Origin of the sequence: Lysobacter sp. Hz25 (assembly GCF_046097045.1) — a bacterium.
Lineage (GTDB): Bacteria > Pseudomonadota > Gammaproteobacteria > Xanthomonadales > Xanthomonadaceae > Lysobacter > Lysobacter antibioticus_B.
Genome location: NZ_CP175666.1, coordinates 1,621,837 through 1,642,059, shown reverse-complemented (window position 1 = coordinate 1,642,059; position 20,223 = coordinate 1,621,837). Strand labels below are relative to the sequence as shown.

Here is a 20,223-nt window from a genome sequence, read left to right as displayed (position 1 = left end):
GTGAGCACGCCGCTCCGGCACCGGGACGAAGGCCGCAGCCTCGGCGTCTTCGCCGATCGCATCGAGGTGTCCTGCCCTCGTTGCGGTCAGGCCGGCGTCGTACGCGCCGATTGGCGCGACCGCCAATGGCATGCGCTCTTCGTCTGTACGCATTGCGCGCTCGAGGCCCGCAACGAACGCTGCGACTGGTTCGGCGAGGTCTGTGTCTACGGAAGAAGACCCTGCGGCTACTGCGGCCATCAATGGCTGCGGATCGACCGGATACGCCCCGCTTCGACGCAAGCCCGGCACGTGCATGAATGTTCGCCTTCGGGGCTGGACGAATCGCTGCCGGTGCAATGCCCGATCTGCAAGCGCAGCAGCGAGGTGAAGATCGACGCCATGCGCCGACGCGGAGGCGACGGACTCGACCCGCATTTCGGTCTGCCGCTGCGGCTGGTCGAAACGACCCGAGCCGGCCTGCTATGGGTCTATAACGCGCAACACCTCGACGAACTGCGCCGCTACATCGCCGCCGACCAGCGCGAACGCCGGATCGTAGCCAACCGGAGCATGATCTCGCGGCTGCCGACCTGGATGAAACTCGCGCGCCATCGTCCGCTGATGCTGAAGTCGCTCGACCGGCTCGCCGCGCTGATGTTCCCACCTAAGCGCGCATGACGCCGATGCGCTGCATCGTCCTGCCCGGCATGGACGGCACCGGCGAACTGCTGTCGGATTTCGTCGCGGCGATGGCGCCGGCCTTCGACACCGAGGTCGTCGCCTACCCGCGCGACCGCATCCTGGGTTACGACGAACTGGTCGAACTCGTGCGGCCGCGGTTGCCGGCCGACGGACCCTATCTGCTGATCGGCGAGTCGTTCTCCGGCCCCATCGCGATCCGCCTCGCCGCATCGAAGCCGCCGCGGCTCATCGGCCTGGTGTTGTGCGCATCGTTCGCCCGCGCGCCGCGGCCGCCGGGCTCGCCCTTGAACGCCGCGACGCTGGCGCGGCTCGCCGGGCTGCTGCCGCTGGCCCGCATGCCGACGCGCTGGATCGCCGCGACCATGCTCGGCCGCTGGTCCTCGCCGCAATGGCGCGCGCGCCTGGGCCCGCTGCTGGCTTCGCTCGACCCGGCGGTGATGCGCCATCGCCTGCGCGAAGGCGGCGCGGCCGACGTCACTGCGGCCCTGGCCGAGATCCCCTGCCCGCTGCTGTACCTGCGCGCCCGCCACGACCGCCTGGTGTCTCGCGACAGCTGGCGGCGCGTCGCCGAGGCCCGGCCGGACGCGCGCTGCATCGAGATCGACGCGCCGCATTTCCTGCTGCAGGCCCGCGCGCCCGCTGCGGCGGCGGCCATACGCGCCTGGCGCGACGAGTTCGCGAGCGCAGGCGGCGACTGAGGCCCGGCCCGCGACGGCGCGGCCCGGCCTCGCTGTGTGAGCGGCATGCGCCGTTTGCCGGGACCCGGCGATTTCACCGCATTTTGCCGCGCAACATGTGACTACTATCGGCCAGCGCCAGCCGGAGTCGCCTCCATGCCAGCCCGCTTGAGCCGTCGCGATTTCCTCAAAGGCAGCCTGGTGGCCGGGATCACGGTGTACATCGCCGCCCCGGGCAGCGCCGCCATCGCCGCCCTGTTCGAGCGCGAACGCATCCGGCCGCTGCCCTGGGACGCCAAGACCGGGCACATCCGCTACCGCAGCGACGCCACCGCCAAGGTCACCGGCGAAAAGCTCTTCAGCTACGACATGCGCTCGCGCGACCTGCCCGGCTGGCCGCGCGAACAGGCCCACGCGATGCTGCTGCGGGTGACCCGCGCCGATCGCGTGTTCGAAAGCTTCGACCTGTCCTCGCTCGACCCCGGCCTGCAGCCCGACCGCGTCGTCACCGCCACCGACCTGCAACGCGACGGCGTCGCCTTCCCGAAGTTCTACGGCGAGGACATGCTGCTGCCGCCCGGCAAGACCCCGGCCTACCTGGGCCACGCCGTGGCCTTGTTGATCTGGCACGATTTCGCCCGCTTCCGCGCCGCCAAGAGCCGGCTCAAGTTCCGCGACGAGCTGATCCGCTGGGGCACGCAGAGCGGCCCGCTCGAACGCGCGCCCTGGGCCAGCTTCCGCTACGTGCGCGTGGGCGGGGCGACGCCGTTCGACGACGACGCGTACTCCAGCCTCAAAGACACGCCGTTGTTCCCGTCCGGCTACCGCAAGCAGACGCCGCAGTGGCCGCTCGCAGATGCGATGGGCGCGATCGATGCGCAAGGCATGGCCCATGCCGAGACGATGGCGGCCGAACTCGACCGGCCCGGCGCCGGCAAGCAGGTGTTCGAGCGCGAGTACTTCTCGCAATCGATCGACACCGCGGCGATGGAACTCGACAACGGCAATGGTTGGTTCGACGCCGCCAGCGGCACCCTGCATGCGGTGTCGGCGACGCAATCGCCCAACGAAGTGGCCGAAGACGGCGCGCGCATGCTCGCCGCCAGCCGCTTCGCGGTGAAGCGCCTGGTCTTGCATCCCTGCTACACGGTCGGCTATGGCTCCAAGGACCACAATCCCTACCCGTTCTATGCGCTGATGGCCGCGCTGTACGGCGACGGCCGGCCGGTGCGGCTCGCCAACGACCGCTACGAGCAATTCCAATCGAGCCTCAAACGCCACAGCTTCCGCATGCACTACCGGCTCAAGCTCGATCGCGCCAGCGGCAAGTTCGAGGTGTTCCAGGGGCGTATGCAGGGCGACGGCGGCGGCCGCATGAATTTCTCGCCCTCGGTCTGCCTGGTGGCGGCGACTGCGGCGCAATCGATCTATTACTTTCCGCGCAGCGACCTCGCCAGCACGGTGATCGCCTCGCATGCGCTCGATGCCGGTTCGGCGCGCGGCTACGGCACCCTGCAGAGCATGGGCGCGACCGAGATGCTGGTCGACGAGGTCGCCGCCGAACTCGGGCTCGACCCGATCGAACTGCGCCTGCGCAATGTCTTCGCCACCGGTATGAAGAACACCCAGGGCGCGATCCCCGGCGGCTTGCAACGCGCCGAAGAAATCCTGCGCAAGGCGCGCGAGCATCCGCTGTGGAGCGGGCGCGCGACGCGCAAGCGTGAGTACGAGGCGGCGCACCCGGGCAAGCGCTACGGGGTCGGCTTCGGCTGTGTGCAGAAGGACTACGGCACCGGCGCCGAGGCCGCGTTCGCCGAAGTCGCGCTCGACCGCGGCGGCCGCATCGTCCTGCGCCACATCGGCATCGAGATGGGCACCGGCATGGCCACCAGCCAGGCCGCGGTCTGCGCGCAGTGGCTGGGCCGGCCCGCCGACGAGATCCGCACCGGCGAAACCGACTGGCGCGAGCTGCCGATGTTCGCCACCGACGACCCCTGGTTGATGTCGGCCGCAGTGCAGGACGCCCACGTCGGCGATCCGCGCTGGACGCCGAACTACGCCAGCCCCAGCAGCGCCAGCAATTCGGCGTATTTCTTCAGTCACGCCACCCGCGAAGCGGCGCGACTGCTCTTCACCCAGGGCCTGTGGCCGGCCGCGCAGGCGATCTGGAGCCAGGGCTTCGGCGGCGGCCAACTCTCGCCGCTGGCGATACGGCGCGAGGACGCGCGTTGGGTCGAAGGCCGACTCACCGCCGGCGGCCTGGCGCCATTGGACCTGCAGCAACTCGCCGCGAAAGCCTACGAGCTGGGCCTCGCCACCGGCGCGATCGTGCACACCTTCAATCGCTGGCAATGGGCCGAGGCGGAATTCCCGCTGCGCGACGACGCGCGCCTGCCGCTGGACGGCCTGGCCTTGCGCTGGGGCGACGGCGCCGATCCGCCGCCGGGCGAACGGCCCGGCACGCCGACCGCGAGCGGCTATCGCATGGTCGAACGCACGCGGGTGTTCTACCCGCCGCCGCAACGCAACAACGCCGGCGTCGTCTACTACAGCGCCATCGGCACCCTCGCCGAAGTCGCGGTCGACACCGCCACCGGCCGGGTCGAACTGCTCGACCACCATTCGATCCTCGAATGCGGCACGCCGATCGTGCCCGAGCTGGTGTCCAGCCAATTGCAGGGCGGCCTGGCGATGGGCATCGGCCACGCCCTGCACGAATTCCTGCCGCTGTACGAAGACGGCCCCGGCAACGGCACCTGGAACTTCAACCGCTACACGCTGCCGCGCGCGCACGACGTCGCGGTATGGCGGCAGAGCAGCGACATCCTGCCGCCGCTGTCGCAGACCGATGCGCCCAAGGGCATGGCCGAGGTGGTGATGATCGCGGTGGTGCCGGCCATCGTGAACGCCATCGCCCATGCCACCGGCCACCGTTTCCGCGAACTGCCGGTCACTCCCGACAAGATCCTCGCCGCCCAGGCCAGCAAAGGCGCGGCCGGCGAAGACGCGGCCGCCAGCGACTCGACCGCCGGCGCCGCCCGGGAGGCCCGCGCATGAGCGCCTCGCCGATCCGCACCCGCCCGCTCGCGTTGGACATCAACGGTCGCCGCCACGGGCCGCTCGAGGTGCCCGAGGACATGATGCTGGTCGATGTCCTGCACGAATATCTCGGCCTCACCGGCACCCGCTTCGGCTGCGGCCAGGGCGTGTGCCGCGCCTGCACGGTCATCGTCGACGACGAACACGGGCCGCGCGAAGTGCGCAGTTGCATCACCGGCGCGCACTACTTCAACGGCAAGCGCATCCGCACCGTCGAAGGCCACGCCGAACGCGACGACAGCGGCAGGCTCAAGGCGCTGTCGCCGGTGCAGCAAGCCTTTCTCGATCACTTCAGTTTCCAGTGCGGCTATTGCACGCCCGGTTTCGTCAACGCCGCGACGGTCCTGCTCGAACGCCTGGCCAAGCGGCCCATCGCCCACAGCGAGGTCGAGCGCACCATCACCGACGCGCTCGATCCGCATCTGTGCCGCTGCACCGGTTACGTGCGCTATTACCAGGCGGTGAAACAACTGGTGCTGGAAACGCCCGGTCTGGTCCGCGATGCCGAGTCCACACGCAAACCACGGGAGGGCACGCCATGAGCCGGCGCCGCTGGAAACGCCTGCTGGTCTGGGCGCTGGTGATCGCCGCGATCGTGCTGGTGTGGCTGCTCGGCAGTTGGCTGGTACAGCGCTGGTATCAGCGCGGCCCGGCGGTGCAGGTCCAGGCCAGCGCCGAACAGATCGAACGTGGCCGCTACTTGGTCGCGGCCGGCGACTGTGCGGCCTGCCACACCGCCGATGACGGCGCGCCGTTCGCCGGCGGGGTGCCGCTGGCCTCGCCGTTCGGCGTCATCCACGGCACCAACATCACCCCGGATGCGCAGACCGGCATCGGCCGTTACAGCGCCGACGAATTTTTCCACGCGATCACCCGCGGCGAGGCGCGCGACGGCCATCAGCTGTATCCGGCCATGCCCTACGTCTCCTACAAGACCCTGGCGCGGGCCGACAGCGATGCGATCTATGCCTATCTGATGACGCGCCCGGCGGTGCCGCAGGAGAACCGCGCCAACGGCGTCGGCTTCCCCTTCAACATCCGCACCGGCATCCATGCCTGGAACCTGCTGTTCGCCGGCGCCGACGCGCGGCCGGCCTCGCAAGGCAGTTCGGCGGCGTGGAAGCGCGGCGAGTACCTGGTCGAAACGCTCGGCCATTGCGGCGAATGCCACAGCCCGCGCGGTTGGCTCGGCCAGGTCGACCGCGACCGCCCGTTGACCGGCAACGACGAGCTCGGTCGCTTTGCCGCGCCCGACCTCACCCCAACCGGCCTGGCGGCGCGAGGCTGGGACCGCGCGAGCCTGCGCGCTTATCTCGCCACGGGCACCGCCGTGCCAGCGGTGGCCTCGGACGAAATGCTCAAGGTTGTGAACCTGTCGACCAGCCGGCTCGACGGCAAGGACCTCGATGCCATCGCAACCTATCTGACCGGCGATTCGCCCCGCCCCGCCACGACGCTTGCGCACCCGACCGCCGCAGCCGCCCCCTCGCTTGCGCAGGATCGCTATTTCGCCCTATGCGCCGGCTGCCACGGCCGCGACGGCCAAGGCGTGCCGCACGTCGCCCCGGCCCTGCACGGCAACAGCAGCCTGCGCGATGCGAATCCGCACAACCTGATCGTCGCCATTCTCGACGGCATGCCCGAGCACGACCTCCCGGGCTTGGAACGCATGCAGGACATGCCGGGCTTCGCCGAGCAACTCGACGACGCCCAGATCGCCGAACTCGCGAACTGGCTGCGCGCCCGCTACGGCGGCCGCGACGAGCCGGTGCTCGCTGATCGCGTACACGCGCTGCGTTCGGCAACGCCGGAGTCGGAGCATCGTTGAGCCCGGCCGGCGCTCAAGCCGCCGGCGCTGGCGAACGCACCGGCATCAGTCGTCGTAGGCCTGGGTCGATGGCGTTTCGACGATGCGCGGATCGTCGGGGCGGGTGGCGTAGTCGCGCGGGCTGACCAGCTTCATCGCGCAGTCCGCCGGATCGCCTTCGATCAGGATCGCGGCGCCCCGCAGTTGCACGTGCACGGCCTGTTTCGAACGTCGGCCATCGCGGGTGAAGTAGGTGGCGCGATGGCCGCGCAGCACCACCGCGTTGGCGCCTTTTTCCTGCGCCACCTCGGCGAGACGGTTGAAGGCCAGCCGGTAACTCACCGGCGTCGGCATACGGTCGATCGTGCCCTCGCTGACCCGGCTGCCGGCTTCGATCTCGACCGTATCGAGCTTTCGATGGGGACAGCTCGGCGCTTCGACGATCACCGGCGGCGTCGCCAAGGCGGGCATCGCCCCCATCAAACCGCATAACGCCACAGCGCCCAACACTCGCAGATCCATGCTCGTCCCCTGGTGGCCGGCCGTGCGCCGGAAGCCTCGGACTATAGGGGCAAGCGGCGCGGCGATTTGTAACAGATCTCGATGCTGTCGCCCGGGCGTCGGCTTGCCCGATCGCCGCATTGCCGGCGCTGCTCGCGCGCTCGACCTTGATCGAATTCGACGACCTCCGCCATTCGCCGCAAGCCGAAGCGCCCGAGCGCTTCAATCGCCGCCTCATCGAAGCACTCGCCGCACCCAGCAGTCGCGGCTTGTGACCGAAGTAGATCCAATCGGACGCCGCTCCTACCCCCAAGCCGTCGCAGCCGTACGATTACCGTTGCCGTTGCCGTTGCTGTTGCTGTTGCTGTTGCTGTTGCTGTTGCTGTGCGCAGCTTCGCACTAGCGAAGGCAATCGAAGACCCGGAGGGCGGCCCGCATGGATGCGGGCCGTTTTTCATCGGGACAGGGATGTCCCGTATGAAAAATCCCTGCGGAGGCATCGCTCGTGCGGGCTTGTGATTCAAAGAAAAGCATTTTTCTTTGGTTACCTTTCTTTTGTTGCTTATGACAAAAGAAAGTAACCCGCCGCTTTAGCGGCGGAAGCTTTAGGCGTTTGATCTTGATCTTGCTTGAGAGAAACGCAGCAAACCCGAAACCGCGCGGTCGCGGCTTGTAACCGAAGGAAATCCAGTGGGACGCCGCTCCTACCCAGGCGAAAGCGCGCCGCTTCGATGCGCGCCGCCGGCCTTGTCGCCTCTGCGCGTCCCGCGGTCGCGGCTCACGCCGCTCCTACCCTGCGACGGCACGCCGCTTCGATGGATGACATCGGCCTTGCTGTCTCTGCGCGTTCCTTGGTCGCGGCTCGCGCCGCTCCTACCCTGACAGGCTAAGACCGGCATCGACGCGAAATTGACAGGTCACAGTCGCGGCTTATGACCGAAGGAAATCCGGTAGGACGCCGCTCCTACAGCGGTCTTCCAAGACGACGTCGCACCGATCCTGCCGGCGCCGCGATCGCGCGCCGCCGGCGGCACGCCTCATCGACGCCCCGCGGCATCGCCGCAATCTCGCGCACTCCCGATGCTGCACCGCGCCATAGCGCGCGACTGGCGCCGGCAATGACTTGCGATGGGCAGTAATGTCTTTGAGACATCACTCTATGTCACTGTTTTTCAAGATCAACAAGTTTCGTTTCGCGCTGCGACGCAGCAAATTCCTTCGCATTCGGCGAACGTTGTCATGGCGTTCTGTGAACCAGAGCGCAAAGGCTTGAATGACGAGTTGACAACGTTGTCACACGAGCCCAGTTTGCCCACCAGCGAGCAGGCGCCCGTCCGGGCGTACCCAACGCAGCGTCATCGCAGGGAGGATGCCGAGGGATCGCGGCCCAGCCGCACAGCGACACCGCGTACGACCGGCCTATCGCACCGGTCGCGCCGCCACGGCGGCAGTACGCCGCAGGACCGCAGCACAGCACACGACGGCGCGAGCGCCGATCACTCGAGGAGGCACGAGCCTCCCATGCAGGACGGAAGGCCACGGCCTTTCTTCAAACACGGCGGGGAACTGCCGCTGGCCGGTCATGGCCGGCACTGTCTTGACTATGCACGGGAGAGAGGAAGCATCATGAGACACGCACGGTCCGCCAACCTGCTGTTGCTGTCCGCCATGCTCGCCGCGTCGTCGCTATCGACGGCGTATGCGCAGGGCGCGTCCTGCACCGGGGTTCCTGCCTGGAACCCATCCACGATCTACAACGCCGGCGACAAGCTGACGTACCAGAACCATCTCTATCAAGCCGCCACGCAGATCTGGAACACGCCGCCGACGCATTGTCCTAGCTGCGGCTGGTACGTCGACCTGGGCGTCTGCGGCACCGGCCCCGGCAATCAATCGCCGACCGTTTCGCTGACCGCACCGAGCAACGGCGCCAACTACAACGCCGGCGCCAACATCGCCGTCAGCGCCAACGCCGCCGACAGCGACGGCAGCATCGCCAGCGTCGAGTTCTTCCGCGGCACCGCCTCGCTCGGCGTCGATACCAGCTCGCCCTACGGCGTGAGCTGGAACAACGCGACCGCCGGCAACCACAGCTTCACCGCGGTGGCCAAGGACAACCAGAACGCGACCACCACTTCGTCCGCGGTCAGCATCACCGTCGGCGCCGGCCCCACCGACACCACGCCGCCGAGCGTGCCGAGCGGGCTGTCCTCGCCGTCGCAGACCTCCAGCAGCATCTCGCTGGCCTGGAACGCATCGACCGACAACGCCGGCGGCAGCGGCGTGGCCGGCTACGACGTTTACCGCAACGGCAGCCTGGTCGGCTCGCCGAGCGGCAACAGCTATGTCAGCAGCGGCCTGGCCGCCAGCACCAGCTACAGCTTCACCGTGCGTGCGCGCGACAACGCCAGCAACGCCTCGGCGCAAAGCGCATCGTTCAGCGCGACCACCAAGCCGACCGGTCCGGGCGGCAACAAGAAGGTGATCGGCTACTTCGTCCAGTGGGGCATCTACGGCCGCGGCTACCGGGTCAAGAACATCGACACCAGCGGTTCGGCGGCGAAGATGACCCACATCAACTACGCCTTCGGCAACGTGCGCAACAACCGCTGCGAAGTCGGCCTGACCGTGCCTTCCGATCCGAACACCGGCGTCGGCGGCGACGCCTTCGCCGACTACACCAAGTCCTTCCCCGCCGGCGAAAGCGTCAGCGGCGTCGGCGACACCTGGGACCAGAAGCTGCGCGGCAACTGGAACCAGCTCAAGCAGCTCAAGGCCAAGCACCCGAACCTCAAGGTGCTGATTTCGCTCGGCGGCTGGACCTGGTCGCGCGGCTTCTCGAGCGCGGCGCGTCCGGAGAACCGCCAGGCCTTCGTGGCCTCGTGCATCGACGCCTACATCAAGGGCAACCTGCCGGTCACCGACAGCGCGGGCGGCCCGGGTGCCGCAGCCGGCGTGTTCGACGGCATCGACATCGACTGGGAGTACCCGGTCGCCTGCGGCATCTCCTGCGGCGCGCCGGAGGACAAGGCCAACTTCAACGGGCTGATGGCCGAGTTCCGCAAGCAGCTCGATGCAGTGCGTCCGGGCCTGTTGCTGACCGTCGCAGTGGGCGCCGGCATCGACAAGATCCGCGTCACCGACCCGGCCGCGTATCACCAGTACCTCGACTTCATCAACGTGATGACCTACGACTTCCACGGCGCGTGGGATCCGAAGACCAACCATCACTCCGCACTGTTCGCCTCGCCGAACGATCCTTCGACCGGCGACCAGAAGTTCTACAACTCCAACGACGCCATCGAAGCCTTCCTGTCGCGCGGCGTGCCGGCCTCCAAGCTCAACCTCGGCATAGGCTTCTACGGCCGCGGCTGGACCAACGTGCCGAATGTGAATAACGGCCTGTACCAGAGCGGCACCGCGGCACCGGGCACCTACGAAGCCGGCATCGAGGACTACAAGGTCCTCAAGAACCTCGCCGGCACCGTCCACACCGACGCCAACGCCACTGCGAGCTGGAAGTACAACGGCACCACGTTCTGGAGCTACGACACCCCGGCCGTTATCGGCCAGAAGATGACCTACGTCAAGGCGCAGAACCTCGGCGGCGCGTTCTTCTGGGAGTTCAGCGGCGACGACGCCCAGGGCAGCTTGGCCACAGCGGTCAGCGACGGTCTGAAGTAAAGCGGCCTGAAGTAAGAGGACATGAAGTAATCCGCACCCGGCAATGCCCTCTCCCTCGTGGGAGAGGGCTAGCGGATGAGGACATCGAATCGCGCATCCCACCGCAGGTGGATGTCGCAACCGTTCTACGCGACACGATTTACGAAGGCTCGCCGCTTGGCGCGTCCTCGGTACAGTTTTGCAAAGCCGCGGCGAGCGATACGTCGCGGTGATATGCAACGGAGCGCCGATCATCCCCCCGATCGGCGCTCCGATTTCGTTTTTGGAGGCGCGTGATCGCGTTGGTTTTTTGCGCTGGACGCCTTGCTCTTGTAGGAGCGGCGTGAGCCGCGACCGCGGGACGCGCAGAGGCTGTATCGCTGCCCTTATTCATCGAGGCCGCAGACTGTCGCGAGGGTAGGAGCGACGCGAGTCGCGACTGCGCAGCATCCCCCCGTGGCGTCTCTCACCGTAAGGCGATGAAGCAACAACAACCGCAGAGCTTCCGTCCGCTAACGCGGCCGGGTTACTTTCTTTTGCTAAGCCCAAAAGAAAGCTAACCAAAGAAAAGGGCTCTCCTTGCAAGGGCACAGGCCACGAGTGCGATGCTCGCGCCGGGATTTTTCGATAAGACGTCCCTGTCTTATCGAAAAACGGCGCACGTCCTGTGCGCCGCCCTCCGGGTCTCCAGCTGTTCTCGCAAGCTCGGTACTACGCCAAGCTCTTCACGGCAACAGCGACGGCAACGGCAACGGCGAATCTCGCTCTTAGGGCAGGAGCGGCGCCCGACTGGATTTCCTTCGCTCACAAGCCGCGACCACGCAACCACGATCACCCGCGCCGGCACCCGCGGATTCGCGGTCGCGGCTCACGCCGCTCCTACCCCAAAAGCCTCAAGCAAGCCGTCGCGCTGTTGCTGTTGCTGTTGCTGTTGCTGTTGCTGTGCGCAGCCTCGCACTCGCGACGGGCAAAAGAAGACCCAAAGGGCGGCCCGCAGGGATGCGGGCCGTTTTTCATCGGGACAGGGATGTCCCGTATGAAAAATCCCTGCGTCGGCATCGAGCGTGCGGGCCTGTGATTCAAAGAAAAGCATTTTTCTTTGGTTACCTTTCTTTTGTTGCTTATGACAAAAGAAAGTAACCCGCCGCTTTAGTGGCGGAAGCTCTTAGCGTTTGATCTTGGTATTGCTTGATGGATGCGCCGCAAGACCGAAACACTGCGGTCGCGGCTCGCGCCGCTCCTACCCCTGCGAAAGCTTGTCGCTTCGATGGGCGTCATCGGCATTGCGCTCTCTGCGCGTCCCGCGGTCGCGACTCACGTCGCTCCTACAGAGGTCTCGGACGGTACCGACACAAATCCGCGACGACGTCTTCGCGGCTTGTGACCCGCAGGAGATCCCTGTCGGATGCCGCTCCTACCCGTGCAAGCGGCACGCAACCACTCCCAACTCACCCCACCAGCCGCAACACATCGTCCAACAAGCCGGCTGCGGTGACTTCCGCACCCGCACCCGGGCCCTGGATCACCAGCGGCTGGACTTTGTAGCGATCCGACCAGATGGCGACCTTGTTGTCGGTGCCCGCACCGCCGGCCAGCGGATGGTCGCCCGGCAAAGATTCCAGGCCGACCCGCGCCGAAACGCGGCCATCGTCGCCACGTTCGAGGCGGGCGATGAAGCGCAGCTTCTCGCCGTTCTTGTAGGCCTCCGCATAGCGTTCGCGCAGGGGGGCATCGAGCGCCGGCAGCGCCGCGTCGACGCCGTCGCGCGACAGAATCGCCAGCTCCGGCGGCACCAGCGAGGACACTTCGACGTCGCCGACGTCCAGCGCCACGCCGGCGGCGCGCGCAAGGATCAGCAGCTTGCGCCGCACGTCTTCGCCGGACAGGTCGTCGCGCGGGTCCGGCTCGGTGTAGCCGGCATCGCGCGCCTGGCGCACCAGCGCCGAGAACGGGCGCATGCCGTCGTAATGATTGAACAGCCAGGCCAGCGAGCCCGACAGTACGCCGGCGACGGCATGGATGCGGTCGCCGCCAGCCTGCAACTCGCGCAGGCTGCGCAGCAGCGGCAACCCGGCGCCGACGGTGGCGCTGTCGCCATAGCCGCTGGCGCCCTGCGCACAGGCTTCGCGGATCGCGCGCCAGCGCGCCAGGGTGGTGCCCTGGCCGATCTTGCAGGCGGTGACTACATGGATGCCTTGCGCCAACCACTGTGCGTGCTGCTCGGCGACCGCTTCGCTCGCGGTCGCATCGATCACCACCCGCGCGCCTTCGCCTTCGAGCGCCAAGGCGATATCGCTCAGCGCACTGGCCTGCGCCGAATCGGCCAGGGCGGCGACCGCCCGCTCGGGCGCGATGCCGTCGAGGCCGACCGCGGCGCGGCGCGAGTTCGCCACATGCACCAGCGACAGGCGCTCGCCGAGCGCGGTGCCGCGCCACGAGGCCAGGCGCGCGATCACCGCGCCGCCGACCGTGCCGGTGCCGAGCAAGGCGACCCGCGCCGGCGCAGCGTGGGCCGCGGCGGTCGTCGAGCGCGGCCGCGCCTGCGAAACCTGCCCGTGCAGGGCGCTGGCCGCGACGCTCATCGTTTGACGCGCGCCGCCGTGGCCACCGCAGCGGCGGCACGTTCGAGCGCGGCTTCGAGATCGGCGACCAGGTCGTCGACGTGCTCGATGCCGATCGACAGGCGCAACAGGCCGTCGCTGATGCCGGCGGCGGTGCGTGCTTCCAGCGACATCGCGGCATGGGTCATGGTCGCCGGATGCGCGATCAGGCTTTCGACGCCGCCCAACGATTCGGCCAGGGTGAAACAGGTCAGCCCCTCGACGAAGGCCCGCACCGCATCTTCGCCGCCTTCGATCTCGACGCTGAGCATCGCGCCGAAGCCCTTCTGCTGGCGCGCGGCGAGCGCATGCCCCGGATGCGATTCCAGACCCGGATAATGCACCACGCGCACGGCCGGATGGTTGTCGAGCAGGGTCGCGATGGCCAGGGTGTTTTCCTGGTGCACGCGCAGGCGCGCCTCGAGGGTGCGCAGGCCGCGCAGGGTCAGGAAGGCGTCGAACGGCGAGCCGGTCAGGCCGAGCGCATTGGCCCACCAGGTCAGCTGCTGGTGATGCTCGGCGCTCTTGGCGACCACGGCGCCGCCGACGACGTCGCTGTGGCCGTTGATGTACTTGGTGGTCGAATGCACGACCAGGTCGGCGCCGAACGCGATCGGGCGCTGCAGCGCCGGCGACAGGAAGGTGTTGTCGACCACGGTCAGCGCGCCCTGGGCGTGCGCGGCCTCGATCACGAAGCGCAGGTCGGTGATGCGCAGCAACGGGTTCGACGGGGTTTCGATCCAGACCACGGCCGGCTTGGTCGCCAGCGCTTCGGTCAGCGAACGCGGGTCGGTCAGGTCGGCGGTGACCAGCTCGAACGCGCCCTTCGCGGCCAGTGCATTGAACAGGCGCCAGCTGCCGCCGTAGCCGTCGTGCGGCACCACGATGCGGTCGCCGGGCTTGAGGAAGGCGTGCAGCACCAGGGTGATCGCGGACATGCCGGTCGAGGTGATCACGCCGCCGGCGCCGCCTTCGAGTTCGGCCAGCGCTTCGCCGAGCAGGTCGCGGGTGGGGTTGCCGCTACGGGTGTAGTCGTATTGGCGCTTGTCGTTGAAGCCGGCGAAGCTGAAGTTCGACGACAGCACGATCGGCGGCGTCACCGCGCCAAAGGCGGTGTCGCGGTCGATGCCGGCGCGCACGGCGGCGGTGCAGGTGCTGCGGGTGGGGGTCGTGCTGGGGGTCGTGGTCACTGGTGCCGCTCCGTTGTTCTGAATGCTCATGCGGCCACCTGCGTACAGTCGGCCAGCGCTTCGCGCAGGATGGTGTTGATGTCGGATTCTTCTTTCAGGCACGCGTCGTGCCCGTAGATGGAACGCAGCACGCGCAGGCGGGTTTCGCCGCGCAGGCGTTCGATCAGGTCGTAGGACTCGCTGAGCGGGATCAAACGATCCTCGCTGACCGCGACCACGGTGACCGGCACCTGGATCGTCGAGGGATCGATCTGCTGCAGGTCGATCGATTCGGACAGGCGCAGGAAGGCGGTGGTCGGGGTGCGCGCGACGTACTTGTTGCCGCAATGGTCGAGATAGTCTTCGGCGGCGACGCGGACGCGGCCGTCGCGGACTTCGGCATTGCCGAAACGCTCGGCGAATTCTTCCGGGGTGCGATAGCTCAGCACCGCCAGTTCGCGCGCCAGCGCCAGGCCCTGGCTTTCGTCGCACTGCAGCGCGCCCAGCGCGACCGCACGGCGTTGCAGCGCACGCCAGGCGGCGGCATAAGGATGGGCGCGGTGAGTGCCGCTGATCGAGACCAGTTCACCCAGGCGCGCGGCATGCCTCGAAGCGAACTGCAGGCCGACCATGGCGCCATAGGAATAGCCGATGAAAGCCTGCAGGCGCTCGATGCGCAGCGCGTCGAGCAATGCGGCGATGGCGTCGGCCTGGTCGGCCGGATCCAGCGCCACGTCGACGGTGCCGTCGGCCCCGATCCAGTCGAACGAGATCAAGTAATGCTGGGACGGGTCCAGCGAACGGCCATGGCCGACCTGGCTCTGCCACCAGCCCTGCTCGCCGAACTCGCGGCTCGGCGCGAGGTGGCGATGGGCGGAAATGCCGCCGGCGACGAACAAGGCCGGCAGGCTGCGGTCGCCCTGGGTTTCGTAGCGCAAGGTCAGGCTGCGGCGGCCGGAATGGCGCAGGTCCAGTTCGACGGCGATCTCGCCACGGGTGGCGGCGGCACGGCCCGTGCGCTCGAACACGTCGGGGGAAACGATTGCAGGCGACGCATAGGAAACGAAGCTGTCGCTGCGTTCGAACGTGGCGGCGGGGCTGTTGGCGAAGCTCATGGCGGTCATCCGAAGTGAACGGGCCCACCGAGCTTGCAAGTCGCAAGTGCGCCGGAAGCGCACTTCGCAACCATCTTCCGACCAACGCCATGAGGCGGGCCGCAGGAATTGGCACCTTCACGCAGCTTGCGCTGCGCTGGGTTGCCCCGGCTTCTAAGGGCCTGTCCCTCAGCCGGTCTCGATGGATGGCCTCAGTCTGCCGACCGGCGGAAGGCGTGTCAATCGCTTCATCCGCATATAGCGATTTATCATGTGGCCTCACTCGACCTTCACGGTCGCCACCCCGTTGCCATCGCCCGCGCATACACTTGGAATGATGAATAGCCGCCTCGTTGCCGCCGTCCTGACCACCGTCCTGCTGTCGGCCTGCGCCACCCGCCCCGTCCTGGAATCGGAAACCCGCACCACCAGCGCCGGTCCGGCCGGGGTGCGGATCGTGCCCGAACGCTTCGTTTCGGCCGAAAGCCCGGAGGACGAACTCGATTCGCTGGCGACCTGGCCGACCGAGAACGGCGCCACCTGGCTGATCGCCAGCGCCAAGTCGACTCATCGCCTGGCGGTCTACGACGCCGACAGCGGCCAACGCCTGCGCACGGTCGGAGCGAAGGGCCAGGCGCTCGGCCAGTTCAAGCGCCCGAACGGGCTGACCGTGTTCGGCGATCACCTGTTCGTGGTCGAGCGCGACAACCACCGCGTGCAGGTGTTGCGCCTGCCCGACTTCGCCCCGCTCGGCAGCTTCGGCGACGCCGAGTTGCGCAGCCCCTACGGCGTGTGGCTCAACGAGATCGCCCCGGGCGAGCTCGAGGCCTATATCACCGACAGCTTCATGTACGGCGACAAGTTCGACCGGGTGCCGGCCTTGACCGAACTCGATCAGCGCGTGCGCCGCTACAAGATCCACTTCGACGACGGCGATGCGATGCGCAGCGAGTACGTCGGTTCCTTCGGCGACACCACCGAGGACGCCGCCCTGCGCGTGGTCGAGTCGATCGCCGGCGACCCCGCCAACGACCGCCTGCTGATCGCCGACGAAGACGACCGCCATCTCTCGACCCTGCGCGAATACACCCTGGCCGGCCGTTACACCGGCCGCCGCCTGCCCGACCGCAGCTTCGACGCCCAGGCCGAAGGCGTGGCCTTGTGGAGTTGCCCGAACGGCGCCGGATACTGGATCGCCGTGGACCAGCTGATGCCGCGTACGATCTTCCATGTGTTCGACCGCGTCACCCTGGTGCCGCAAGGCAGCTTCAGCGGCGAGGTCACCGCCCACACCGACGGCATCGCCCTGCACGCCGCCGGCACGACCGCGTTCCCGACCGGCGCCTTGTATGCGGTGCACGACGACCGTTCGGTGACCGCGTTCGACCTCGGCGACATCGCCCGCTCGCTGCAACTGCAGTCCGGCTGTTTGAACTGACGCTCGTTGAGCTAACACCAGGCATCGACCGTCCCACGCTGCACCGACGCCGTTACCCGAACCCGACCATGCCGCGCCTTTCCGCCCTGCTCGCCACCCTCCTTTGCGCCAGCCTGCTCGCCGTACCGGTGGTGCAGGCGGCCAAGCTTTACCGCTGGACCGACCGCAGCGGCATCAGCCATTACGGCGATCGTCCGCCGGGGGCGGCGCCGCCGTCGGAAGTCCAGGTGATCCCGTTCCGCACCGAACCCGGCGCGATCGCGCGCCTGCGCGTGCAGCAGGACGGCGACCGCTACCTGGCCTGGGCCGACAACAGCCTGTCCGGGCCGATCGAAGTCCGCCTCGACTTCACCCACAGCAACAACATCGCCGGCTCGCCCTCGTTGCCCGCCTACGCGACCGTTGCCGCACGCGGCAGTGCGGTAGTGGCGGTGCTCAGCGCCCAGGACCCGACCCGCGGCGGCGACTTCGAATTGAGCCTGCGCAGCACGCCGGGCGACCCGGCGGCGCGCGCGCAGAACGTCGATTACCTGCTGCCGTTGCAACAGCAGCAATTCCGCATCGACCAGGGCTATGGCGGCCATTTCAGCCATACCGAACCCGAACACCGTTACGCCGTCGATTTCGCCGCCGACATCGGCACGCCGGTGCTGGCCGCGCGCGACGGCTCGGTGATGCAGGTCGAGTCCGATTTCGACAAGGCCGGGCTCAATCTGGAAAAGTTCGGCGACCGCGCCAATTTCGTCCGCATCCTCCACGACGACGGCAGCATGGCCCTGTACGCCCACCTCAAGGCCGACGGCGGCGTGCTGGTCCGCACCGGTCAGCGCGTGCGCGCCGGCCAGCAGATCGGCCTGTCCGGCAACACCGGCTTCAGCACCGGCCCGCACCTGCATTTCGCCGTGCAGATCAATCGCGGCATGAAGCTCGAATCGATCCCCTTCCGCATGAGCGGCCCACAGGGCCCGCTGCGCCTGAGCGGCGGTACGCGCTGAGGCGCCCGCACGCGAGGGTCCGTGTAGGAGCGGCATAAGCCGCGACCGCGCCCCACCTCACCGCCGCGCGACTCTCCGCAGACCTGCTCCTACCCCCGGCACCTGCCGGCTGCCTCCCTGCGGGAACGGCGCGAGCCGCGACCCCACCGCCACGCACGCAGCCCCGCGGTCGCGGCTCGCGCCGCTCCTACCCGAAGAGCCCCACCCTCGGCGATCCGGCCATCGCCGACGCCCCGCCCGGCCCCGGCGCGCCGCCCGGGTATACTTCCGCCCTTCCTCTTGCCTCCCGACGCGCCCCGGGCGCGCCGTTCCCATGTCCGAAGTCTCCCAAGAAGCCCTCCGCCGCCGCACGTTCGCGATCATTTCGCACCCCGACGCCGGCAAGACCACGTTGACCGAAAAGCTGTTGCTGTTCGGCGGCGCCATCCAGATGGCCGGCTCGGTCAAGGGCCGCAAGGCCGCGCGCCATGCCACCTCGGACTGGATGGCCCTGGAAAAGGAACGCGGCATCTCGGTCACCTCCTCGGTGATGCAGTTCCCCTACGAGGGCCGCATCGTCAACCTGCTCGACACCCCCGGCCACGCCGACTTCGGCGAGGACACCTACCGCGTGCTGACCGCGGTCGACTCGGCGCTGATGGTCATCGACGTCGCCAAGGGCGTCGAGGAGCGCACGATCAAGCTCATGGAAGTCTGCCGCCTGCGCGACACGCCGATCATGAGCTTCATCAACAAGCTCGACCGCGAAGGCAAGAACCCCATCGATCTGCTCGACGAGGTCGAATCGGTGCTCGGCATCCAATGCGCGCCGATCACCTGGCCGATCGGCATGGGCCAGCGCCTCAAGGGCGTGGTCCACCTGATCAGCGGCGAAGTGCATCTGTACGAGCAGGGCCGCAACTTCACCCGCCAGGACTCGACCATCTACGCCTCCATCGACGATCCGGCGTTCGAGGCGCGCATCGGCGCGGCGATGCTGGCCGAGCTGCGCGAGGAACTGGAACTGGTCGAAGGCGCCTCGCATCCGTTCGACAAGGCCAAGTACCTGGCCGGCGAACAGACCCCGGTGTTCTTCGGCTCGGCGGTCAACAACTTCGGCGTGCAGCTGCTGCTGGATTTCTTCATCGAGCACGCCCCGTCGCCGAAGCCGCGCGAGACCACCACCCGCGAAGTGCAGCCCGCGGAAAACAAGCTCAGCGGCTTCGTGTTCAAGATCCAGGCCAACATGGACCCGCAACACCGCGACCGGGTCGCCTTCATGCGCATCTGCTCGGGCAAGTTCAGCGCCGGCATGAAGGCCTTCCATGCCCGCACCGGCAAGGAAGTGAAGCTCGCCAACGCCCTGACCTTCATGGCCAGCGACCGCGAGATCGCCGAAAGCGCGTTCCCGGGCGACGTGATCGGCATCCACAACCACGGCACCATCTCGATCGGCGACAGCTTCAGCGAAGGCGAACAGCTCGCCTTCACCGGCATCCCGAACTTCGCCCCGGAGCTGTTCCGCCGCGCGCGCCTGCGCGATCCGCTCAAGCTCAAGCAGTTGCAGAAGGGCCTGGCGCAGTTGTCGGAAGAAGGCGCGACCCAGTTCTTCCGGCCGCTGATGAGCAACGACCTGATCCTCGGCGCCGTCGGCGTGCTGCAGTTCGACGTAGTCGCCTATCGCCTCAAGGACGAGTACGGCGTGGACGCGAGCTTCGAGCAGGTCGGCGTGGCGACTGCGCGCTGGATCCGTTGCAGCGACGCCAAGAAGCTCGAGGAATTCCGCGACAAGAACGCGCTGAACCTGTCGCTCGACGCGGCCGGGCAACTGGTCTATCTGGCGCCGACCCGGGTCAACCTGCAGCTCGCCCAGGAGCGTGCGCCGGGCGTCGAATTCCTCGCCACGCGCGAACACGCGCACGCGGTGGCGCTGGACTGATGTCGGCGCTGCGGCGGTGGTGGCTGTACTTGATGGGCAAGCGCAGCGAAGTCGCCGCGCTCGACTATAAAGACGCCTACATGGCCAAGGTGGTGATGGACATCCATCGCCTGCGCAGCGGCAAGGCCCAGGCCATGGTTCCGCTGCGCGCCCTGCAGCCGATCCACCGCATCGACCGCGAATCGGCGCTGCAAGCCACCCATGCGCGGGCGCAGGCCTTGCGGGGGCGACGCGAGGAACTGCTCGCACGCGGCCAACTCGACCTGGCGACCTTGAACGAGATCATCCCTTCGGTTTCGCAGATCAAGGTCGTGCGCGACGGCGAGCGCTGGCTCGCCTTCGAAGGCAACGGCCGCCTCTACGCGATGCGCGAGGCGCTCGGCGAAGACAGCGGGCTGACGGTCGAAGTCGAGGAATACCGCTTCGACCGGCCGCACAAGATTCTGCGGCGACTGCGCCGGGTCCGCCGTTTGAACACGCTCGACTGATCGAACCGGAACGATCCGGTCGCCGCGACCCAGCGGTTCCGACGCTCCGGTCCGCACTCATGGCACTGCGAAAGCGGCCCTCGCTTGGGC

At 67.9% G+C, this 20,223-nt stretch carries 15 protein-coding genes and 1 riboswitch; of the genes, 11 read left to right on the top strand and 4 right to left on the bottom strand.

Translation table 11 applies throughout. The annotated features are described in order from the left end of the window. The 5 genes from ACKN61_RS06765 to ACKN61_RS06745 all read left to right on the top strand — a co-directional run bounded on the left by ACKN61_RS06765 (position 1) and on the right by ACKN61_RS06745 (position 6,288). On the top strand, positions 1-660 hold the full coding sequence (locus tag ACKN61_RS06765) for a hypothetical protein (protein ID WP_408952841.1): 660 nt from the start codon (positions 1-3) through the stop codon (positions 658-660). Then, complete coding sequence (locus tag ACKN61_RS06760) at positions 657-1,382, top strand: alpha/beta fold hydrolase (protein WP_408952840.1); 726 nt, start codon at positions 657-659, stop codon at positions 1,380-1,382. The genes ACKN61_RS06765 and ACKN61_RS06760 overlap by 4 nt, the downstream gene beginning before the upstream one ends. A 135-nt stretch (positions 1,383-1,517) precedes the next feature. Continuing rightward, positions 1,518-4,418: a xanthine dehydrogenase family protein molybdopterin-binding subunit gene (locus tag ACKN61_RS06755; RefSeq protein ID WP_408952839.1), complete on the top strand. Its 2,901-nt coding sequence runs from the start codon at positions 1,518-1,520 to the stop codon at positions 4,416-4,418. Continuing rightward, positions 4,415-5,002 carry a (2Fe-2S)-binding protein gene (locus ACKN61_RS06750; protein WP_408952838.1) on the top strand — a complete coding sequence of 196 codons (588 nt, stop codon included), beginning with the start codon at positions 4,415-4,417 and terminating at the stop codon, positions 5,000-5,002. The genes ACKN61_RS06755 and ACKN61_RS06750 overlap by 4 nt, the downstream gene beginning before the upstream one ends. After that, complete coding sequence (locus tag ACKN61_RS06745) at positions 4,999-6,288, top strand: c-type cytochrome (RefSeq protein ID WP_408952837.1); 1,290 nt, start codon at positions 4,999-5,001, stop codon at positions 6,286-6,288. The genes ACKN61_RS06750 and ACKN61_RS06745 overlap by 4 nt, the downstream gene beginning before the upstream one ends. A gap of 45 nt (positions 6,289-6,333) precedes the next feature. Here ACKN61_RS06745 and ACKN61_RS06740 read toward each other — a convergent pair whose 3' ends face one another. Beyond that, on the bottom strand, positions 6,334-6,747 hold the full coding sequence (locus tag ACKN61_RS06740) for a hypothetical protein (protein ID WP_408952836.1): 414 nt from the start codon (positions 6,745-6,747) through the stop codon (positions 6,334-6,336). Between the two features lie 161 nt (positions 6,748-6,908). Here ACKN61_RS06740 and ACKN61_RS06735 point away from each other — a divergent pair, with 161 nt between their 5' ends. Both ACKN61_RS06735 and ACKN61_RS06730 read left to right on the top strand, forming a co-directional pair. Further along, the gene (locus ACKN61_RS06735) at positions 6,909-7,043 is read left to right on the top strand and encodes a hypothetical protein (protein ID WP_408952835.1); all 135 of its coding nucleotides are present in this window, start codon (positions 6,909-6,911) and stop codon (positions 7,041-7,043) included. Positions 7,044-8,394: 1,351 nt separating this feature from the next. Continuing rightward, positions 8,395-10,452: a glycosyl hydrolase family 18 protein gene (locus ACKN61_RS06730; RefSeq protein WP_408952834.1), complete on the top strand. Its 2,058-nt coding sequence runs from the start codon at positions 8,395-8,397 to the stop codon at positions 10,450-10,452. A 1,427-nt stretch (positions 10,453-11,879) separates the two neighbouring features. Here ACKN61_RS06730 and ACKN61_RS06725 read toward each other — a convergent pair. The 3 genes from ACKN61_RS06725 to ACKN61_RS06715 are packed head-to-tail and all read right to left on the bottom strand — an operon-like array spanning position 11,880 to position 15,315. Continuing rightward, on the bottom strand, positions 11,880-13,013 hold the full coding sequence (locus tag ACKN61_RS06725; RefSeq protein WP_408952833.1) for a homoserine dehydrogenase: 1,134 nt from the start codon (positions 13,011-13,013) through the stop codon (positions 11,880-11,882). Further along, positions 13,010-14,251 carry an O-succinylhomoserine (thiol)-lyase gene (locus ACKN61_RS06720; RefSeq protein WP_408952832.1) on the bottom strand — a complete coding sequence of 414 codons (1,242 nt, stop codon included), beginning with the start codon at positions 14,249-14,251 and terminating at the stop codon, positions 13,010-13,012. The genes ACKN61_RS06725 and ACKN61_RS06720 overlap by 4 nt, the downstream gene beginning before the upstream one ends. Continuing rightward, on the bottom strand, positions 14,248-15,315 hold the full coding sequence (locus tag ACKN61_RS06715; RefSeq protein ID WP_408952831.1) for a homoserine O-succinyltransferase: 1,068 nt from the start codon (positions 15,313-15,315) through the stop codon (positions 14,248-14,250). The genes ACKN61_RS06720 and ACKN61_RS06715 overlap by 4 nt, the downstream gene beginning before the upstream one ends. 67 nt (positions 15,316-15,382) lie before the next feature. Next, positions 15,383-15,503: riboswitch (SAM riboswitch) on the bottom strand. 128 nt (positions 15,504-15,631) lie between these two features. Here ACKN61_RS06715 and ACKN61_RS06710 point away from each other — a divergent pair. The 4 genes from ACKN61_RS06710 to ACKN61_RS06695 all read left to right on the top strand — a co-directional run bounded on the left by ACKN61_RS06710 (position 15,632) and on the right by ACKN61_RS06695 (position 20,133). Then, positions 15,632-16,732 (top strand): phytase, encoded by a 1,101-nt coding sequence (locus ACKN61_RS06710; protein WP_408952830.1) that lies wholly within the window; start codon positions 15,632-15,634, stop codon positions 16,730-16,732. Between the two features lie 68 nt (positions 16,733-16,800). Further along, positions 16,801-17,727 carry a peptidoglycan DD-metalloendopeptidase family protein gene (locus ACKN61_RS06705; protein WP_408952829.1) on the top strand — a complete coding sequence of 309 codons (927 nt, stop codon included), beginning with the start codon at positions 16,801-16,803 and terminating at the stop codon, positions 17,725-17,727. A gap of 313 nt (positions 17,728-18,040) precedes the next feature. Beyond that, complete coding sequence (locus ACKN61_RS06700; RefSeq protein WP_408952828.1) at positions 18,041-19,645, top strand: peptide chain release factor 3; 1,605 nt, start codon at positions 18,041-18,043, stop codon at positions 19,643-19,645. Then, on the top strand, positions 19,645-20,133 hold the full coding sequence (locus tag ACKN61_RS06695; protein WP_408952827.1) for a hypothetical protein: 489 nt from the start codon (positions 19,645-19,647) through the stop codon (positions 20,131-20,133). Before ACKN61_RS06700 ends, ACKN61_RS06695 begins: the two co-directional genes overlap by 1 nt. The last annotated feature ends 90 nt before the right edge of the window (positions 20,134-20,223 follow it).

What these genes read in the sequence shown, in the direction of transcription:
- ACKN61_RS06760 (WP_408952840.1), top strand. Translation starts at nt 657, where the DNA reads ATGACGCCGATGCGCTGCATCGTCCTGCCCGGCATGGACGGCACCGGC.
- ACKN61_RS06755 (WP_408952839.1), top strand. Translation starts at nt 1,518, where the DNA reads ATGCCAGCCCGCTTGAGCCGTCGCGATTTCCTCAAAGGCAGCCTGGTG.
- ACKN61_RS06750 (WP_408952838.1), top strand. Translation starts at nt 4,415, where the DNA reads ATGAGCGCCTCGCCGATCCGCACCCGCCCGCTCGCGTTGGACATCAAC.
- ACKN61_RS06745 (WP_408952837.1), top strand. Translation starts at nt 4,999, where the DNA reads ATGAGCCGGCGCCGCTGGAAACGCCTGCTGGTCTGGGCGCTGGTGATC.
- ACKN61_RS06740 (WP_408952836.1), bottom strand. Translation starts at nt 6,747, where the DNA reads ATGGGGGCGATGCCCGCCTTGGCGACGCCGCCGGTGATCGTCGAAGCG.
- ACKN61_RS06730 (WP_408952834.1), top strand. Translation starts at nt 8,395, where the DNA reads ATGAGACACGCACGGTCCGCCAACCTGCTGTTGCTGTCCGCCATGCTC.
- ACKN61_RS06725 (WP_408952833.1), bottom strand. Translation starts at nt 13,013, where the DNA reads ATGAGCGTCGCGGCCAGCGCCCTGCACGGGCAGGTTTCGCAGGCGCGG.
- ACKN61_RS06720 (WP_408952832.1), bottom strand. Translation starts at nt 14,251, where the DNA reads ATGAGCATTCAGAACAACGGAGCGGCACCAGTGACCACGACCCCCAGC.
- ACKN61_RS06715 (WP_408952831.1), bottom strand. Translation starts at nt 15,315, where the DNA reads ATGAGCTTCGCCAACAGCCCCGCCGCCACGTTCGAACGCAGCGACAGC.
- ACKN61_RS06710 (WP_408952830.1), top strand. Translation starts at nt 15,632, where the DNA reads ATGAATAGCCGCCTCGTTGCCGCCGTCCTGACCACCGTCCTGCTGTCG.
- ACKN61_RS06705 (WP_408952829.1), top strand. Translation starts at nt 16,801, where the DNA reads ATGCCGCGCCTTTCCGCCCTGCTCGCCACCCTCCTTTGCGCCAGCCTG.
- ACKN61_RS06700 (WP_408952828.1), top strand. Translation starts at nt 18,041, where the DNA reads ATGTCCGAAGTCTCCCAAGAAGCCCTCCGCCGCCGCACGTTCGCGATC.
- ACKN61_RS06695 (WP_408952827.1), top strand. Translation starts at nt 19,645, where the DNA reads ATGTCGGCGCTGCGGCGGTGGTGGCTGTACTTGATGGGCAAGCGCAGC.